The sequence below is a fragment of the Streptomyces sp. NPDC048483 genome (assembly GCF_040651455.1).
Lineage (GTDB): Bacteria > Actinomycetota > Actinomycetes > Streptomycetales > Streptomycetaceae > Streptomyces.
The window spans coordinates 55216-72613 of the sequence record NZ_JBEZJZ010000029.1 but is presented as its reverse complement, the minus strand read 5'-3'; the positions used below and the strand labels follow the sequence as shown (position 1 = coordinate 72613).

Here is a 17398-nt window from a genome sequence, read left to right as displayed (position 1 = left end):
CGACGTCGGTGACCCGCGCCTCGCCAGCGAACTGTGAGATCTTGCCCGGCGGGACCCCTTGCAACCATGCACCGGTCGGCCCGAGCGCGTCCAGGTCGGCAAGATGCGCCAGGCGGACCTTGAACTTGCCGATCGTCGCGGCCTTCGCCGGGTCCTTCAGCCGGTCGAACCGGCTGCGCCGACTGGATGGGTCCACCACCAGCAGCTCGGCCAGCCTCGCGCGCTGCCGCGGAGTGATCCGGCCGGCGACAGTGGCGAACACGTCCCGGTTCACCTCGGCACGGATCTTGGCCACCATCCGGTCCAGCGTGGTGTATCCGGGCAGCTCCCGACCGGATTCCAGCAACTCCTCCAACGCTACGTTGATCAGGTCAGCCGGGTTGTCCTTCGTGACCGCTGCCGCTCGGATCGCCGTCTCGGCGATGCCGCGCACATCCGCCGCGTCGTACTTCACCCCCAGGCGCTCGCGCACGTAGTCGCGATACCGCGCAGCCGACCGCACCGCTTCCACCCCGACCGCCACACTGTCCGGCAGTCCCAGCGCGGTGCGTATGTGACCGGCCACCGCGTCGGGAACCTCGTCCAGGCCAGGGAAATAGCGCATCCGCTGATAGCGCTTCAGCCATATCACCAGCACGAGGAAGGTCTGGTCAGCGGTCGTCTTCCCTCGCGCCCAGCCGACCTCGTCCACCGTGGGTGTGAACGACTCGACCGGCTCCCGCGCCGTGACGGTTCCGCGGAACCTCGGGTAGGCGGTGCGGTCGATCGATGCCCACACACACCTCGAAGATCACGGGGGCCAGGATGACGGAATCCTAATGATCCCTATCAAGGCAACCCGCGCTGGCCTCTACCAGCGGTGAAACAAGGACGTGGCACGTTTCGCTCGTATTCCGGCCCCACCCCTACACCGTCCGTACCCCGTTGGTCGGCAGCGCGGCGCGCACGCCCCCCGCCCGGCCGTGAGCGTCAGCGGGCGCCCGCGGTGACCAGCGCCTCGAAGAGCGCCCGGTGGTCCGCTCCCGTGGGCAGGCCGCTGACCTGGCCGTCGCCGACCTCCACCACCCGCCAGCTGCCGTCCGTACGCAGTGCCAGGTCCGTGGTGAGGAAACGTGCGCCCAACTCCCGTACGAGTGGGGCGAGATGAGTGAGGTCCGGGGCGGGACAGAGCTGCGGGGTGTCGGGGTGCGGGCCGGTCAGTACCGGCTCGCCGTCCACCCACCACACGCGCGCCTCGCCCACCGTCCGGTCGAAGTCCTCGAAGGCGCGCAGCACCACCCCGCCGGTCAGGAACTCCTCCTGGAGGGCGAGGAAGCGGCCGACGACGGAGGCCAGCCGACCGGTGTCGGCGGCGTTCGGGACGTAGGCGGCCTCCTCCCATTCGTGCTTACGGGACTTCACCCAGTCCTTGACGACGACGGGGCGGTCGCCGAACGGCCCGGCGAGGCGGGCCAGAGCCGCGTCCTCCGGGGCCCGGCCCGGTGTCCAGGGGAGCCAGGCGCTCTCCGGGGTGAGCGCGCGGAACGTGGCGTACCAGCCGGGGAGTTCATGGGCCGCGCGGTAGGCGGCGGGGGAGGTCAGCAGCCCACAGCCACGGTCGATGAGGGCCGCGGCCAGCGCGGCGTAGCGATCGGCGGGCAGCATCCAGCCGCGGTACCAGGCCGGTCCGGCATCGCGGGGGACCCGCGACACCGCTGCCGCCGCGTCCCTGGCCACCAGGGCCTCGTGGTCGAGCACCACGGTCGCCGCGCCCGCCGTCCGTACCGCGGCGGCCTCGGCCGCGAAGTGCGGGTCGCTGCGCCGGGGGCGCAGCGGGTCGCCGGAGAGCAGGAAGAGCGGCGGGGCGGGGTCCGTGGTCATCGACGGACCGTAGCAGCGGCCGGAAACGGCACTCCACCGAGAGTAACCGTCAACGGCTCCTGCCCCGGCCCACCCCGCCGCGGGGTTACAGCGCCGACAACTCGCTCAGCAGATCGTCCAGGCCCAGCGAGCCCTGTGAGAGCGCGGCCATGTGCCAGGCCTTGAGGTCGAAGTCCGCGCCGTGCCGGGCGCGGGCCGCCTCCCGGCCCTGGAGCCAGACCCGTTCACCGAGCTTGTAGCCGATCGCCTGGCCGGGGATGCCCTGGTAGCGGACGATCTCGCTCTCGACGAAGTCGGCCGGTCGGCTGCTGTGACGGGCGAAGAACTCGTGCGCCAGCTGCGGCGTCCAGCGCTCGCCCGGGTGGAAGGGGGAGTCCGCCGGGATCTCCAGTTCCAGATGCATGCCGATGTCGATGATGACGCGGACGGCCCGCATCATCTGCGCGTCCAGATAGCCCAGGCGCCGTTCGGCGTTGGTCAGGAAGCCCAGCTCGTCCATCAGGCGCTCGGCGTACAGCGCCCAGCCCTCCGCGTTGGCGCTGACGATGCCCACCGTTGTCTGGTACCGCGAGAGCCGGTCGGCGACATGCGCCCACTGCGCCAGCTGGAGGTGGTGGCCGGGCACGCCCTCGTGGTACCAGGTGGAGACCAGGTCGTACGCCGGGAAGCGGGTCTCGCCCATCGTCGGCAGCCACGTGCGGCCGGGACGGGAGAAGTCCAGCGAGGGCTGGGTGTAGTACGGGGCCGCGGCGCTGCCCGGCGGGGCGATCCGCGACTCGACCTTCCGCACCCGCTCGGCGAGCTCGAAGTGCGTACCGTCCAGCGCCTCGATCGCCTCGTCCATCAGCGACTGGAGCCACTGCCGGGTCTCCTCGACCCCCTCGATCGCCTCGCCGTGCTCATCACACCAGGCCAGCGCCTCCCACGGGGTCTTGGCGCCCGGCAGGACCTTCTCGGCCTCGGCCTCCATCTCGGCCAGCAGCCGGTGGAATTCGGACCAGCCGTAGGCGTATGCCTCGTCCGCGTCGAGGTCGGAGCCGTTGTAGTAGCGGGCGAGCCGGGTGTAGCGCTCCCGGCCCACCACGTCCGGTGCGCCCTCGATGGCCGGGGCGTAGTGGTCGCGGAACCAGTCGCGCAGCTCCACCAGGGCGCCGGTGGCGACCCCGGCCGCCTCGGTCAGTTCGGCGCGCAGCGCATCCGGCCCCGCGTCGGTGAAGTCGGCGAACCAGCTGCGGTCGGTACCGGTCCACTCCTCCAACTGGCCGACGACGGTGGCCACTTGGCGGGGGCCCGCGGGAAGGTTCTGCCTCAGGCCGGCGTCGAGCGCGGCGCGGTAGCCCTCGAGCGCGGCCGGTACCGCCCGCAGCCGCTGGGCGATCGCCGCCCAGTCCTCGTCGGTCTCGGCGGGGGTGACGGTGAAGACCTCGCGGACGTGGTGCAGCGGCGAGCCGAGGTTGCTGACCGCGCGCAGCCCCTCACCCGCCTCGTGCACCGCCAGCTCCGCGGTCAGCCGCTCGCGCAGCAGCCGCGCGCAGACCTGCTCGGCGGCGTCTTCCGCGCCCGGCCGGGCCTCGGCCTCGGTGAGCTTCTCCAGCGTCGTACGGGCCAGTTGGGCCAGTGCCTCCTGGCCGGTGGGCGAGAGGTCGGGGAGCTTGCCGGAGCTTTCGGCGATGCCGAGGAAGGTGCCGGTGATGGGGTCCAGGCCGACGAGGGCGTCGACATAGGCATCGGCGATCTGGCGGGGCAGCGCGCCGCCGGAAGAAGTGGTATTGGACATGCGGGCCATCCTCGTACGGATCACCCGCCGCGTCACCATCAATACGCCCGACGTCACTGTCGCTTTGCGGTGCCATTGCCAAAACGGCGCGGCCGGCCGGGCGTCGCTGCGCCCGGCCGGCCCTTCGGATGTGTGTTCAGCGGCGGCCGGAGCCGTTCTGGGTCCGTACGGTCTCGAGGGCGGGCGACGGGGCGGCCGCCTGGGCGGGCAGCCCCGCCGGGCGCGCGGTGATCACCAGAGTGCCCTCCTCTATCTGGTAGTCCAGCGGCAGTCCCAGACCGCGCATCGCCGCCACCATGCCGGTGTTGGAGGCCTGGGTGATGGCGTACACGCTCTCGCAGCCCGCCTCGGCCGCCATCGCCACCAGCCGGCGCAGCAGCTCCGCGCCGATCCCGCGCTGCTGCCAGGCGTCCTCGACCAGCAGCGCGACCTCGGTCTCGTCGCCGTCCCACAGCAGATGGCCGAGCGCCACCAGCCGGCCGGACGTGGTCTCCACCGCGAGGGTGCGGCCGAAGCGCGGGCTGAGCAGATGCGCGAGGTAGCGGTCCACGTCGGCGACCGGGCCGTGGTAGCGCAGCGCGAGGGTCTGCGGCGAGCAGCGGTCGTGCATCTCGCGGGCGGCGGCCTGATCGCTGGTGTCGGCGCGGCGGACGGTGATTTCGTTGCCCTCGGGCAGCGTCAGCACATCACGCCGCGGCGGCACCCGCTGGCCGAGCCTGGCGTCCAGGTCGACCAGGGCGCGCACACGGGCGAACTCGGTGGGCGTGAACGGCAACTGCGGCCTTTCGATGGTGAGAGAGCCCCCGGAGGGGTCACGGAACTTCATGGTGTGCTCCGCCAGCACGCCTTCGGCGGGCACCTGCTCGGCGAGCGGCGCTCCGCGCAGCGAGCGCGCGGGCACCGAATGGATCGTGCAGCGCCCCAGCAACTGCCGCAGAGCGAGCGGGAGTTCGGCGGAATCCAGGGCCGTACGGGTCGCCAGGCCCAGCATCCGGGTCGGCGCGTCGACCAGATCGTGGGTGTCGGCCCGCTCGAGCCAGCTGTGGGTGCCGCCGGCACCGGCCACCGTACGGGTCAGCTCCGCGGGGGCGAGCGTGGCCGGCGCGCGCAGCAGGAATTCATCGACCGTGCCGTCGGACAGCGGGTGCGCCTGCATGCTCAGTATGTCCACCCGGCGCGCGGCCAGCGCCGTGCACAGCGCGGCCAGGCTGCCCGGCTCGTCCCGGACCGTGGTCCGCATCCGCCACAGCGCCGTCTCCTGCTCGCCGGCCACGGAGGACCGGTCGGCGGGGGACGGCGCCGTGGCGCCGGTATCGGTCGGGGGCGGAGCGTTTTCGTGGCGGCGTGACCACCAGACGTGGAAACCGGCCGTGGCGACCAGAGCCACCGCCGCGGCGCACAGCAGCACCGGGCCCCGGGGGCCGTGCACGACGGTATTGGCCACCACGTCCGCCACGGCCACGGCCGTGAACAGGGCGGCGAGTTCGACAACCTCCCGGCGCCAGTGATGGCGGCGGGCGGAACGGGCAGAGGTTGCTTCAGTCATGCAGACAGCCTTGCCGACCGGTGTTGCCTGATCGCCAACACTTTGTGTCCGACGGGTAAAAGATGCAATCGATGCATTCGTCCCTACTGCCCTACCCGTCCTGGTTGCAGCACCTTACTGAACAACACCTCTCCGCCCTCCTGACGCAGCCGCACCGTCAGCTCCCCGCTGCCCCCGTCGATGTCGATCTCGCCGAAGTACTGCGGACTCTCCGCAGGGGAGGTGTTGGCACGGTCCGGCGCTTTGATGAACGGCTGGGCGGGCCCGAATGTTCCATCCAGCTCCAGCGCCTGGAATCCGCCCGCGCTCAGCGGCCCGGACACGAACTCCCAGAACGGCTCGAAGTCCTGGAACGCCGCCCGCTCCGGCGCGTAGTGCTGCGCCGAGGTGTAGTGCACATCCGTCGTCAGCCAGACGGTGCCGGTCACCCGTTCGTGCTTGATGTGCCGCAGCAGCTCGGCCAGCTGCAGCTCGCGCCCCAGCGGAGCGCCCGGATCGCCCTGCGCCACCGCCTCGAAGTCCGTCTTGCCGTCCGGGACGACCAGCCCCAGCGGCATGTCGGAGGCGATCACCTTCCACACCGCACGGGAGCGCGACAGCTCGCGCTTGAGCCAGCGCAGCTGCTCGGCGCCGAGGATGCCCTGCGGGTCGTCGGTCTGCCGTCCGGGGGAATTGGCGTTGCGGTACCGGCGCATGTCCAGCACGAACACATCGAGCAGCGGGCCGTGCCGCACCACCCGGTAGACCCGGCCTCCCCCACTCTCGGCTGCGCTCGAGCGGGAGGTACCCCCACCGTCGGGCCGCAGCGTCCGGATCGGGAAGTACTCGCCGAACGCGCGCAGCGACCGCGCCGCCAGCACATCCGCGTCCTTGACCGTGTACCGGTCGTCGTCGAGCAGCTGCCCCGGGTACCAGTTGTTGTGCACCTCGTGGTCGTCCCACTGGGTGATCGTCGGCACCTGGGCGTGGAACCGCCGCAGGTGGGTGTCCAGCAGGTTGTAGCGGAACGCGCCCCGGAACTCCGCGAGCGTCTCGGCGACCTTCGCCTTCTCCTCGGTCGTCACATTCCGCCAGATCCGCCCGTCCGGCAGCGTCACCCGCTCCAGGATCGGATTGTCGGCGTAGATGTTGTCGCCGCTGCACAGAAAGAAATCCGGGTCACGGCGCCGCATGTCCTCGAAGATGCGATAGCCGCCGCGGTCCGGATTGATGCCCCAGCCCTGCCCGGCCAGATCCCCCGACCAGTGGAAGCGCACCCTCTCGCCGCGCCGGTCGGGCGCCGTACGGAAGGTGCCGGTGACCGGCTCGCCCGAGCGCCGGGGATCGTCCGGGTCGGCGAGCAGCACCCGGTAGTGGATCTGCTCACCGGCCGGCAGCCCGTGCAGCGAGGTGACGCCGGTGAAGTCCGTACCGGCCCCGATCACCGGGCCGTGCCAGGTACGGGCGCCCCGGAACGACTCCGTCGCGGCGGTCTGCACGGTCATCCGGGCGGGCCGGTCGGACCGTACCCACACCAGACCCGAGGACGTCGTCACATCCCCGACCTGTACGCCCCACTCGGCGCTCGGCCGCCCGCTGCGGGCCTGGGCGGGCGCGGCACAGGTGAGCGCGGGCAGCGCCAGCACCCCGGAACCGGCCGCCGCACCCCGCAACAACGACCGCCGGCCGAAGCCGCCGCCGAATTCCTGCGCCATCTGAAACCTCCATCGTCGAACCGGTCTGGGCGATGTGCCGTTCGTACCGCGGGCCGGTGCCGGGGGCCCGAACGCCCGGTGTCCGGCGCCCGAACGGCGGATGCGCCGGGCCCGGAGCGTACGCGTCCGGCCGTCGCGCCGGAACCGTACGCGGCCGGGGCGGGCCGCCGCGTCAGCGCACCGTCTCGAGGATGACGCGGGCCACCAGCGCCGGGTCGTCGTTCATCGGCACATGGCCGCAGCCGGGCAGCCGGACCAGCCGGGCGCCCGGGATCGTGTGCTTGGCGCGGACACCCTGACGGGGCATCAGCAGCCGGTCCCGGCTGCCCCAGCCGATCGTCACCGGGACGTCCGGCACATCGGCGGTGAACCGCACCCCGCGCCCGGCCGCCAGCGTCGGCGCGAAACCGGGTGCCTGGCGCAGCGCCCGCGTCTCCGCCACGACCGCCTCGGGCGAACGGCGGCCGGGATGCGCGTAGATGGTCCCGGTCAGCGAGGCCCGCCCGATGACGGACCGGGCCAGCGACTGCACCACCGGCTCCGGCAGCGCCTGCGCCCCCGCGTACATGCCGCGCAGCACCCCGAAGGCGTACCGCCGCTCGGCCGGTGTCCAAAAGCCCGCCGGCGACAGCGCGGTGACCGACCGTACGGCCTTCGCCCGGCCCAGCTCCAGGGCCAGCAGCCCGCCCAGCGAGTTCCCCACGACATGCGGCCGCTCCACCCCCAGCTCGGCGAAGGCCGCGGCGAGCAGCGGGACCACCGTGGGCAGGTCGTACGAGGACCCGCCGGGCAGCGCGGGCGAGGCGCCGAAGCCGGGCAGGTCCAGGGCGATCACCTCGTGGGAGGCGGCGAGGATGTCACAGACCGGCCGCCAGGCCTGGAGGTGGTGGCCGATGCCGTGCAGCAGCACGATGGGGTCGCCCGCGCCCTTGCGCTCGTAGGCGACCGTGAACTGCGGCCGGCCGGCGGGACGGACACGGGCGAAGGAGACCGAGGCGGCCATGAGGGGGACTCCTCTGGGGTGGTGGTGCGTGCGGTGGTGCCGGGGCGTACCGAAAGACGATCGCAGACACGACGACGGCCGTGGCCACCGGCGGGTTCCCGCCCGGCCGGCAGTGTGCCGCACACCACGCCACCGGTCGCCCGCTGTCTCCCGTTTCCGCTGGACAACGCGGCTTTCGCCCGGTGGGATGGCAGTGTGCCGACCGATTCCGCGACCGCTGCCACCGAGGTCTTCGAAGCCCACCGCCCCGTGCTGCACGGCGTGGCCTACCGCATGCTCGGCCGGGTGGCCGACGCCGAGGACGTGGTCCAGGACGCGTGGCTGCGCTGGTCGTCCGACGACCGCAGAGAGGTACGCGAACCGCGCGCCTATCTGGTGCGCATCACCACCCGCCTGGCCATCGACCGCCTCCGCCAGGTGCAGTCCCGCCGCGAGTCGTACATCGGCCCCTGGCTCCCCGAGCCCCTCGCCACCGACGTCGGCGGCACCGTACCCGACACCGCGGAGCGGGCGGTGTTCACCGAGTCCGTCACGCTCGCCGTCCTCACCGTCATGGAGTCGCTCTCCCCTCTGGAGCGCGCCGTGTTCGTGCTGCGCGAGGCCTTCGGCTATCCGTACGCGGAGATCGCCGGCGTCCTCGACCGCAGCGAGGCCGCGGTACGCCAACTGGCCGGACGGGCCCGCCGGCATGTCGAGGAGGGCCGGCCGCGTTTCGCGGTCGATCCCCAGCGGCAGCGCGATCTGACCGAGCGGTTCCTGGCGGCCGCGGCCGGCGACGACCTCGAGGGCCTGCTGACGCTGCTGGCCGCGGACGCGCGGCTGGTCGGGGACAGCGGCGGCAAGGCCAAGGCCCCGCTGCGGATCATCGAGTCCGCCGGCAAGGTGGCCCGGTTCCTGCTCGGCGTCGCCCCGTCCACGCAATCCGGCACGGAGTTCACCCTCCTCGAACTCAACGGCGGTATCGCGCTGTTGGCGCACGTCGGCGGCACGCCGGACACCGTCATCCAGCTCGATGTCGAGGACGGCCGGATCCAGACGGTCTACATCGTCCGCAACCCCGACAAGCTACGGGCGCTGGCGGCGAGCTGAGCGGCGGCCCGCAGGCCGGACCGCGGGCTCGACAGTACGGGCACGCCGCCCGCCGGACGGTCGGCCGCGGCCGCCATCGACGCCTGCGCCAGCACGATCGCATCGGCGGCCGTCACCTCGCGCGCCGCTGCGGCCACCGCCTCCAGAAAGCCCCCCGTATCGCCCGCCGCGAACCGCTCCCAGGCGCCCGGTACGACCACCGTGCGCACCTGCACCTCGCGTCCGGCCCGCGCCGCCTCCTGGGCGATCAGGTCCTTCGTAGGGGCGAGCGTGCTCTCCAGCGCGGCGAGCACCACGATGCGCGGCCCCGCGGCGACGGCGGCCGCGGCCATCGGCCGGTCCACCCGCAGCACGGGCAGCCCGAGTGGGCCGCCGGCCGCCTCGGCCACCGCACCGATCGTCGAGCACGTGCACAGCGCCGTGCGCGCCCCCTGACGGGCCGCATGCGCCAGCATCTCCGCCACCTCGTCCGCCACCGCGCCGGGTCCCTGCTCCCGTGCGCGGTCAAGGAGTTCGGGCCGTACGAGGTGCCGGAGCGCGAGACCGGGAGCCTCCTCGTCGCGCAGGGCGTCGAAGACCGGGACATGAACGGGCGAGGTGTGCAGCAAGGTGAGCATGATCGCAGGGTAGCGAGCGGCGCGGCGGCGGCCGCCGGCGCCTCGAATGCGGGGCCGGAGGGGGCGAAGCCGGTCGGGGATTGGTCTTGACCAAGGGGGGGACCGGCCATATCGTCGGGATACTGCAACAACCTTTAATAAAGAAGCGCTCATAAACGGGCGCGCCGGCGGGACCGGCCGGATGCGGCCCGCGCGGCGGTCCGGCCATGGGGCCCGCGGGGCAGCGGCCAGTGCGGAGGACAGGGTGGGGACCACGCAGCTCGAAACGGTGCCGGAGCCGAAGTACTGGCACCTCAAGACCGTGCTCAGCGACGCGCTGGACTCGGAGTTCGCGGTCGGCGAGATTCTGCCCAACGAGCGTGAGCTGGCGGCGCGGTTCGGCGTCGCACGGGCCACGCTCCGGCAGGCCCTCGAACAGCTCGAGCTGGAGGGCAGGCTGCAGCGCCGCCGCGGCGTCGGCACCACCGTCGCCCCGCCCCGCGTCGGCGTCGCCGTCGACCCCGCCCGCCACACCTGGCCCGGCGCCCCCGGCGACGACTGGCAGCCGCTGGACGCCACCGAGACCGAGACGGTGCCCGCCGCCGTCGCCCGCCTCCTGGAGACCGCCCCCGGCGACCGCCTGCACATCGTCCGCCGCAGCCGGGTCACCGACGGCCGGCCCGTCGCCGCCGAGCTGCTGTACGTACCGTCGGCCCTGGTCCCCGGCTGCTCCGAGGTGGCCGCACTCGGCGCCCCGGCCCGCGCCCGCGCCGTCCTGAACGCCTTGCAGGGCAAGGAGCTGGAGGGCCAGGACCGCACCGTCGAACTCGGCTCGGCCCGCGCGGAGGACGCCAAACAGCTCGACCGGCTGCCCGGCGCGCCGGTGCTCGTCGTCACCACCCGCTATGTCTCCGGAGGCCGTACGGCCGCCGTGGCGGTCTCGACGTACCGCGCCGACACCTGCCGTCTCACCTTCGGCGAGAGCGACGCGGGGGCGCTGCTCGCGGGCTGATCCGGCTGTGTTACGGGCCCGTGCCGAGCTCCGGCGCGGGCCCGCGGTATGCGTCCCGCCCGCACGCCCGCACGTCACCGGCGGCCCGTCACCGTGCCCTCCACCGCGAAGAGTTCGCCCTCCACATGGTCGAGCGCCAGCCGCAGCGCCCCGGTGGCCACCACCGCCTCGCCCAGCGCCGACAGGGCGACCTCCGGCGGCCGCAGACAGTAGCGCGCCAACTCCCCGCGCAGCGGCTCCAGTACACCGTCCAGCCCCGCCGCCCAGCCGCCGATCACCACCAACTGCGGGTCCAGCGCCAGCACCAGGGCCGCCACATCGTGCACCAGCCGCCGGATGAAGCGCTCCACCGCCTCCCGCGCCCGCGCATCGCCGTCCCGGGCCAGCGCGAAGACCGCCGCGACCTGCGCCTCGTCCAGCGGATGCAGCGGCTCCCCGGTCGTCGACAGCAGCGTCTCCGGCGTCGCCTCTCGCCCCAGCAGATGCAGCGCGCCGATCTCCCCGGCGGCCCCGCCGAACCCCCGGTGCAGCCGCCCGCCGATCAGCGAACCGGCGCCCGGACTCAGCCCCGCCAGGACAAACACCACATCGTCGGAAGCGGTTGCCGCACCCTTCCAGTGCTCGGCCACCACCGCCGCGTTCGCGTCGTTCTCGACCAGCACCGGGCAGCGGAAGGACCGCCGCAGCCGCTCGCCGAGGGGGAGGCCGGTCCAGCCCGGCAGCGCCGTGCACAGCCGTACGGTGCCGTCCGCCTCCACGATGCCGGGGCTGCCCACGCCGACCGCCCGCAGCGAACTGCGCGGCACGCCCGACCGGCGCAGCAGATCGGCCACCACGACGCGCACCCGCTCCAGCCGCTCGTCGGCCGGCGCGGTCTCGGCGACCAGGCGCTGTGCCGAGTCCAGCACCTGTCCGCCCAGGTCGGAGAGCTGGGCCGCGATGCGGTGCGGGCCGATCTCGATGCCCAGCAGATGGCCCGCCTCGGTACGGAACCGGAACCGGCGGGCCGGCCGTCCCTGGCGGCGCGTCCCGCCGTCCCCGGCGGCCGCCTCGGCCACCAGCCCGGCCTCGATGAGCCCCTCGACCACGCCCTCGACGGTCGGCCGGGACAGGCCCGTCACCTGGACGAGATGGGTGAGTGTGGGGGAGTCCGCGGCGCGCAGTGCGTGCAGCACCACCGCGGAGTTGATCCGTCGCAGCAGGGAGGGATCCCCACCAGTGAGCCGCCCCACCGTCACTCTCCCTCGCGTCGCGTGTCTGGCGGATCGTAGCCGGTCAGCGGGTGTGCGGCGAGACCTGGACAAGGCCGGGACCGGCAGCGGGGAGGGGCGGCGGACACCGGGGACCGACGGCCCCGGCCGCCGCGAACGGCCAATTGTCAGACCTCGGCGGTTTACTGACGGTATGACGACTGGAGAGCAGCTGGCGGTGATCGACGCATGGCGCGGCCGCGCCTTCCCGGCCCGCAGGGAGCGGTCCGTGACGGGAGAGAGCGGGCCCGGGTTCCATGTGGTGCGGCTGTGGGAGAGCGCGCCGTTGTGGGACGCGGACCCGGCGGACGCCCAGGAGATACGCGAGGACTGCGCGGCCGGGCTGACGGCGCTGACCGCGGTGCTGTCCTTACGGTGGGGCGAGCCCGGCGTCCTCGAACTCTCCGGAGCCCTGGAACGGGTGGCGATGGGCCTGCCCGTCCGGCCGCCGCTGGACATCCTGTGCGGCCTGGTGCCCCGGCTGCACACCTGGCAGGCGGCGGGCCGCTGGGTGGCGGTCGGCGCGGGGCAGGGCGGACCGGAGCAGCCGTGCCAGGTGCTGGCGGCGATAGCGCAGGAGGGGGTGGTGCGCTGCGGAACCTAGTGCTCGGCGTCGCCGAAGGCCGCCGCGCGGAGCCGGCCGTACTCCTCCGCCATGGTGGCGAGCGTCCAATGGGCGTTCAGGCCGCTGGGGTTGGGGAGCGCCCAGATGCGGGTCGTGCCCAGGGTGCGTTCCTGGGGGCCGATCGCGGCGTGTTTGTCGCCGAAGGCGACGCGGTAGGCCGTGACGCCCGCGACCGCGAGCCAGCGCGGCCGCAGCAGCGCCACCTTCTCGGCCAGCAGCCGCCCGCCCTCGCGGTACTCCTCGGCGCTCAGCTCGTCCGCCCTGGCGGTCGGCCGGGCCACGACGTTGGTGATGCCGAGACCGTGGGCGAGCAGTGCCTCCTGCTCGGCGGGCGCGAACCGGCGGGGCGTGAAGCCCGACGCGTGCAGCACGGGCCAGAACCGGTTGCCGGGGCGGGCGAAGTGGTGGCCGGTGGCCGCCGTCATCAGCCCGGGGTTGATGCCGCAGAAGAGCACCCGCAGACCGCCCGCGGCCACGTCCGGGACGTGGCGGTCGCGAGCGGCCTCCAGCTCATCGGGGGTGAAGCGCACCTCGATGCGGCCCGGTCAGAGAATCGAGCCGGGCGTGTACGCCGCGGCGTCCGGGTGCTGCTTGGCGATCTCCTCGATCCGGGCGACGACGGACGCCACCTGGTCGGCGGCCGCGCCCGTGAAGGAGAGCTTGTCCGCCATGAGGGCGTCCAACTGCCCCTTGTCCAGCGGGATCCGCGCGTCCGCCGCCAGCTTGTCGAGCAGCTCGTTGCGCTCCGCGCCCTGCTCGCGCATGGCCAGCGCCGATGCCACCGCGTTCTCCTTGATCGCCTCGTGCGCCTCCTCGCGGCCCACCCCGGCCCGTACGGAGCCCATCAGCACCTTCGTGGTGGCGAGGAAGGGGAGGTAGCGGTCCAGCTCACGGGCGACGACGGCCGGGAAGGCGCCGAACTCGTCGAGCACGGTCAGGAACGTCTCCAGCAGGCCGTCGAGGGCGAAGAAGGAGTCGGGGAGGGCGACGCGGCGGACCACGGAGCAGGAGACATCGCCCTCGTTCCACTGGTCGCCGGAGAGCTCGCCGGCCATCGAGGCGTAGCCGCGCAGGATCACCATCAGGCCGTTGACGCGCTCGCAGGAGCGGGTGTTCATCTTGTGCGGCATCGCGGACGAGCCGACCTGGCCGGGCTTGAAGCCCTCGGTCACCAGCTCGTGCCCGGCCATCAGCCGGATGGTCTTGGCGATCGACGAGGGCGCGGCGGCCAGCTGCACCAGCGCGGTGACCACGTCGTAGTCCAGCGAGCGCGGGTAGACCTGGCCGACGGAGGTGAAGGCCTGGCCGAAGCCGAGGTGCGCGGCGATCCGCTGCTCCAGGTCGGCGAGCTTGGCGGCGTCGCCGCCCAGCAGGTCGAGCATGTCCTGTGCGGTGCCGACGGGGCCCTTGATGCCGCGCAGCGGGTAGCGGGAGAGCAGGTCCTCCAGCCGCGCGTACGCCACCAGCAGCTCGTCCGCCGCGGTCGCGAAGCGCTTGCCCAGCGTCGTGGCCTGTGCGGCGACATTGTGCGAGCGGCCCGCCATGACCAGCTCGGCGTGCTGCGCGGCCAGCGAGCCCAGGCGCGCCAGCACGGCGACCGTACGGTCGCGCATCAGCTCCAGGGACAGCCGCACCTGCAGCTGCTCGACGTTCTCCGTCAGGTCGCGGGAGGTCATGCCCTTGTGGACCTGCTCATGGCCGGCGAGGGCGTTGAACTCCTCGATCCGGGCCTTGACGTCGTGCCGGGTGACCTTCTCGCGCTCGGCGATGGAGGCCAGGTCGACGTTCTCCAGGACCCGCTCGTAGTCGGCCAGAGCCTGCTCGGGGACCTCCACCCCCAGGTCCTTCTGCGCATGCAGCACGGCGAGCCACAGCTTCCGCTCCAGCTTCACCTTGTACTCGGGGGACCAGAGGACGGCCAGCTCCGCGGAGGCGTAGCGGCCGGCCAGAACATTGGGGATGCGAGGCTTAGCAGTCACATGGCCAGAGTCTACTGGCGGTTTACGCAGGCCAGCGCCCCGGCCCGGGCTGTGCTTTCCTACAGGCTGCGCGCCGGGCGGCGGGCGGCGCCGTCAGGCTTCGTACGGCAGCAGCTCGGGCCGCTTGGCCGGACGGCCGTCGCCCGAGGACCGCCCGGTGAGCCGGCGCCCTATCCAGGGCACCAGATGCTCGCGCGCGAACCGCAGATCCGCGGCCCGTCGCGCGCCCCAGCCCGGCGGCAGGGCGGCCGGCAGCGGCGCGTCCCAGTCCGACTCGGCGGCCAGCCCCAGTGCCTGCCAGACGGCCTCTGCCACGCGCCGGTGGCCCTCGGCGTTCAGATGCAGCCGGTCGTCCGCCCACAGCCGTGGGTCGGCCAGCGCCCGGGACGCGTACAGGTCCACGACCACCGCGCCGTGCCGCGCCGCCACCGTGTCGATCTCCGCGAACAGCCGCTCCATCCGCGGCCGGAACCGCTCCATCACCGGCCCCTTGCGCCCCGGGCTGCGCATCAGCACCAGCTGCCCGCCGCCCGCCGCCAACTGCCCGGCGGCATCCGCCAGTTGCGCGCACACCCGCTCCACGTCGCACTTGGGCCGCAGAACGTCATTGAGGCCGCCGACCAGCGTCACCAGATCCGCGCCCATCGCGGCCGCCGGGCCGCACTGTTCGTCGACGATCTGGCCGATGAGCTTGCCGCGCACCGCCAGATTGGCGTACCGGAAGCCGGACGAGGGCCGCGAGGTGGGGGTCCCCCCGGCCGAAGGCTGGGGGAGCGCCGCGAGGCGGGCGGCGAGCAGATCGGCCCAGCCGCGGTAGGAGCCGTCGGGCAGGCCGTCCGACATCCCCTCGGTGAAGCTGTCGCCGACCGCGACGAAACTGGTGTAGTGGGCATTCATCTCCATGGCGGGGAGATCCTACCGCCCGCCATACCGAGCGGTACGTCCAGCTCCCGCACACCCTGCTCCCGGCCCGCGCGGTGTACGGTCGGATGTCGTCCCGAGGCGAGGAAAGGTACAGGTGAACGCGCCATGACTCCCCGCCGGGGTGGCGGCCCCGACGCGCCCACATTCACCGAGCGGGCCCGTCGGCAGCAGCTCATCGAGTGCACCATCGACCTGATCTCCACCCGCGGCTACCCCGCGACCTCCCTGTCCGCGATCGCCGAGCGGGCCGGGCTCTCCAAGGCCGCGGTGCTCTACCACTTCACCTCCAAGGGCAACCTCACCCGCGCCGCGCTCGACCAGGTGATGGGGCAGTTCAGTGCGTATGTCACCGAGTCGCTGGCGCGGGCGGAAGGCCCCCGGGAGGCGGTCATCGCCTACGTACGGGCGATGATCGGCTACCAGCAGGCCAACCGCCGGCACGTCCGCGTGATCACCGAGATGCTGCTCGACGACGACGGAGGCACCCGCCTCAAGACCCCGGGCTCACATGACACCAACGGCCGCTGGCAGGCCCTCGCCGCCCTCCTGACGGAAGGTCAGGAGGCGGGCGTGCTACGGGATTTCATCCCACAGACGGTGGCCCTGGCGATCGGCGGGGCGATCGACGGGGTGATCGCGCACTGGCTCGTCCACCCCGAACTCGACCTGGACGCCGCGACCGACGAGCTGGAGACCTTCACCCTCAACGCGATCGAACGCCGGGACTGACCCGGGCGAACGAGGGCGCGTGCTCCGGACGTATGCCGATCCCGCCCAGCACGCCGCTGACGGTCCGCAGCGCCGGCACCCGCCGCAGCAGCCGCACCGGCACCGGCAGCCGCCGCTCGTCGAGCGTGTCGTTCAGGGCGGCCCGGATCATCCCGTGCTCGGCCTGCTGCGCCTTCTGCACCAGGGCCATCGGCAGGTGCCGCCGCTTCTGTACGCGTGCCAGGTCGGCGGCGGTCACCGTGCCCCGGCGCAACGGCCGCGCCAGGATCCGGGCGGCCGCCACCGCGTCCTGCAGCGCCAGATTGACGCCCACCCCGCCGACCGGCGACATGGTGTGGGCCGCGTCCCCGATGCACAGCAGACCGTGCCGGTACCAGCGCCGCAGCCGCCCGAACGTCACCTCCAGCAGCTTCACGTCGTCCCACCCGATCGCGCCGGTGACCTCGTCGTCCCAGTCGAACAGCACGCCGAGCCGGTCACGCAGCCGCTGGATGCCCTGGGCGCGCAGCTCCGCGTCCCGGCCCTTCCCGATCAGATACGCGGTCTGGTAGTACGTGCCGCGGTCCATGGTGACCGCCGCCTGGCCGCCGCCGAACCGCGCGAAGACCCGGCCGTCCAGGAGGGTGCCGGAATGGGGGTCCCCCCTGCTCGAACGCAGTTGAGAGCTTGGGGGAGCGTCCACCCGTATCTGCCACACATCCATCGGCACCTCGGTCAGGTCCTGCCGCAGCCCCGCCGCGCCGCGCACCACCGAGTCCCGGCCGTCGCAGGCGACCGTCAGATCCGCGGCGAGTTCCCCCGGGGTGCCGTGCTCATCGACGTACCGCACCCCCGTCACCCGTCCGCCTTCGGTGCGCAGCCCGGTGACCTCGGTGCGCATCCGCAGGGTGAAGGACGGTTCCTCGGCGGCCGCGCTCGCGATCAGGTTGAGGAAGTCCCACTGCGGGACCATCGCGAAGTACTTGTGCCGGCCCGGGATCCGCCGCATATCGGTCAGCACGACCGTCGTGCTGCCGATCTGCGCCCGCATCTCCTCCAGCTTGGGGAACGGCAGTCGCGCGAACGCCTCGCCCAGGCCCAGTTCGTCCAGCAGGCGCAGTGTCGACGGATGAATGGTGTCCCCGCGGAAGTCGCGCAGGAAGTCGCCGTGCTTCTCCAGGACGGTCACCTGCACACCGGCCCTGGCGAGCAGCAGCCCGAGCATCATTCCGGCCGGTCCCCCGCCCACGATGCAGCACGTTGTGCGGTCCATGTGGTGCCCCCTCGACGCGTAGATGGATGTGGCGATCGGGGACGCGCACGAGCGTGCCTGAC

15 protein-coding genes and 1 pseudogene are annotated in these 17398 nt (G+C 73.1%); 4 read left to right on the top strand and 12 right to left on the bottom strand.

Annotation, left to right across the window (positions count from 1 at the left end):
- Nucleotides 1-298: 298 nt before the first annotated feature.
- The 6 genes and pseudogenes from AB0D04_RS17815 to AB0D04_RS17790 form a co-directional block, all read right to left on the bottom strand.
- A pseudogene (locus AB0D04_RS17815) lies at nucleotides 299-778 on the bottom strand (DUF4158 domain-containing protein); the annotation flags it as partial.
- 191 nt (nucleotides 779-969) lie between these two features.
- The gene (locus AB0D04_RS17810; RefSeq protein ID WP_362703863.1) at nucleotides 970-1860 is read right to left on the bottom strand and encodes an ATP-grasp domain-containing protein; all 891 of its coding nucleotides are present in this window, start codon (nucleotides 1858-1860) and stop codon (nucleotides 970-972) included.
- Nucleotides 1861-1945: 85 nt separating this feature from the next.
- Nucleotides 1946-3637 carry a DUF885 domain-containing protein gene (locus AB0D04_RS17805; RefSeq protein WP_362703861.1) on the bottom strand — a complete coding sequence of 564 codons (1692 nt, stop codon included), beginning with the start codon at nucleotides 3635-3637 and terminating at the stop codon, nucleotides 1946-1948.
- 136 nt (nucleotides 3638-3773) lie between these two features.
- Complete coding sequence (locus AB0D04_RS17800; RefSeq protein WP_362703859.1) at nucleotides 3774-5183, bottom strand: GNAT family N-acetyltransferase; 1410 nt, start codon at nucleotides 5181-5183, stop codon at nucleotides 3774-3776.
- 83 nt (nucleotides 5184-5266) lie between these two features.
- Nucleotides 5267-6877 (bottom strand): alkaline phosphatase D family protein, encoded by a 1611-nt coding sequence (locus AB0D04_RS17795; protein WP_362703857.1) that lies wholly within the window; start codon nucleotides 6875-6877, stop codon nucleotides 5267-5269.
- 172 nt (nucleotides 6878-7049) lie between these two features.
- Nucleotides 7050-7880, bottom strand: coding sequence for an alpha/beta fold hydrolase (locus AB0D04_RS17790; protein WP_362703855.1), 831 nt, complete (start codon nucleotides 7878-7880; stop codon nucleotides 7050-7052).
- Nucleotides 7881-8075: 195 nt separating this feature from the next.
- Between AB0D04_RS17790 and AB0D04_RS17785 the strand changes: the two genes are divergently transcribed.
- The gene (locus tag AB0D04_RS17785; RefSeq protein WP_362703853.1) at nucleotides 8076-8969 is read left to right on the top strand and encodes an RNA polymerase sigma-70 factor; all 894 of its coding nucleotides are present in this window, start codon (nucleotides 8076-8078) and stop codon (nucleotides 8967-8969) included.
- Here AB0D04_RS17785 and AB0D04_RS17780 read toward each other — a convergent pair.
- On the bottom strand, nucleotides 8921-9586 hold the full coding sequence (locus AB0D04_RS17780) for an aspartate/glutamate racemase family protein (protein ID WP_362703850.1): 666 nt from the start codon (nucleotides 9584-9586) through the stop codon (nucleotides 8921-8923). The two genes, AB0D04_RS17785 and AB0D04_RS17780, sit on opposite strands and share 49 nt — an antisense overlap.
- Nucleotides 9587-9830: 244 nt before the next feature.
- Here AB0D04_RS17780 and AB0D04_RS17775 point away from each other — a divergent pair, with 244 nt between their 5' ends.
- Complete coding sequence (locus tag AB0D04_RS17775; RefSeq protein ID WP_362703848.1) at nucleotides 9831-10577, top strand: GntR family transcriptional regulator; 747 nt, start codon at nucleotides 9831-9833, stop codon at nucleotides 10575-10577.
- A gap of 74 nt (nucleotides 10578-10651) precedes the next feature.
- On the opposite strand, the gene AB0D04_RS17770 is transcribed toward AB0D04_RS17775, so the two are convergent.
- Nucleotides 10652-11809: an ROK family transcriptional regulator gene (locus AB0D04_RS17770; protein WP_362703846.1), complete on the bottom strand. Its 1158-nt coding sequence runs from the start codon at nucleotides 11807-11809 to the stop codon at nucleotides 10652-10654.
- Nucleotides 11810-11981: 172 nt separating this feature from the next.
- On the opposite strand from AB0D04_RS17770, the gene AB0D04_RS17765 reads away from it, so the two are divergent.
- On the top strand, nucleotides 11982-12431 hold the full coding sequence (locus AB0D04_RS17765) for a hypothetical protein (protein WP_362703844.1): 450 nt from the start codon (nucleotides 11982-11984) through the stop codon (nucleotides 12429-12431).
- On the opposite strand, the gene mug is transcribed toward AB0D04_RS17765, so the two are convergent.
- The 3 genes from mug to AB0D04_RS17750 form a co-directional block, all read right to left on the bottom strand.
- On the bottom strand, nucleotides 12428-12982 hold the full coding sequence (mug, locus tag AB0D04_RS17760) for a G/U mismatch-specific DNA glycosylase (RefSeq protein WP_362703842.1): 555 nt from the start codon (nucleotides 12980-12982) through the stop codon (nucleotides 12428-12430). The two genes, AB0D04_RS17765 and mug, sit on opposite strands and share 4 nt — an antisense overlap.
- Before the next feature lie 15 nt (nucleotides 12983-12997).
- A complete protein-coding gene (purB, locus tag AB0D04_RS17755) occupies nucleotides 12998-14431 on the bottom strand; it encodes an adenylosuccinate lyase (RefSeq protein WP_362703840.1) in 1434 nt (477 codons plus the stop codon).
- Between the two features lie 93 nt (nucleotides 14432-14524).
- Entirely contained in the window at nucleotides 14525-15334 is an 810-nt protein-coding gene (locus tag AB0D04_RS17750; protein WP_362703838.1) for an SGNH/GDSL hydrolase family protein, read from the bottom strand.
- A gap of 126 nt (nucleotides 15335-15460) precedes the next feature.
- Between AB0D04_RS17750 and AB0D04_RS17745 the strand changes: the two genes are divergently transcribed.
- Nucleotides 15461-16084: a TetR/AcrR family transcriptional regulator gene (locus tag AB0D04_RS17745; protein WP_362703835.1), complete on the top strand. Its 624-nt coding sequence runs from the start codon at nucleotides 15461-15463 to the stop codon at nucleotides 16082-16084.
- Here the strand turns inward: AB0D04_RS17745 and AB0D04_RS17740 are convergent.
- Nucleotides 16059-17336 (bottom strand): FAD-dependent oxidoreductase, encoded by a 1278-nt coding sequence (locus AB0D04_RS17740; protein ID WP_362703833.1) that lies wholly within the window; start codon nucleotides 17334-17336, stop codon nucleotides 16059-16061. The two genes, AB0D04_RS17745 and AB0D04_RS17740, sit on opposite strands and share 26 nt — an antisense overlap.
- Nucleotides 17337-17398 lie beyond the last annotated feature (62 nt).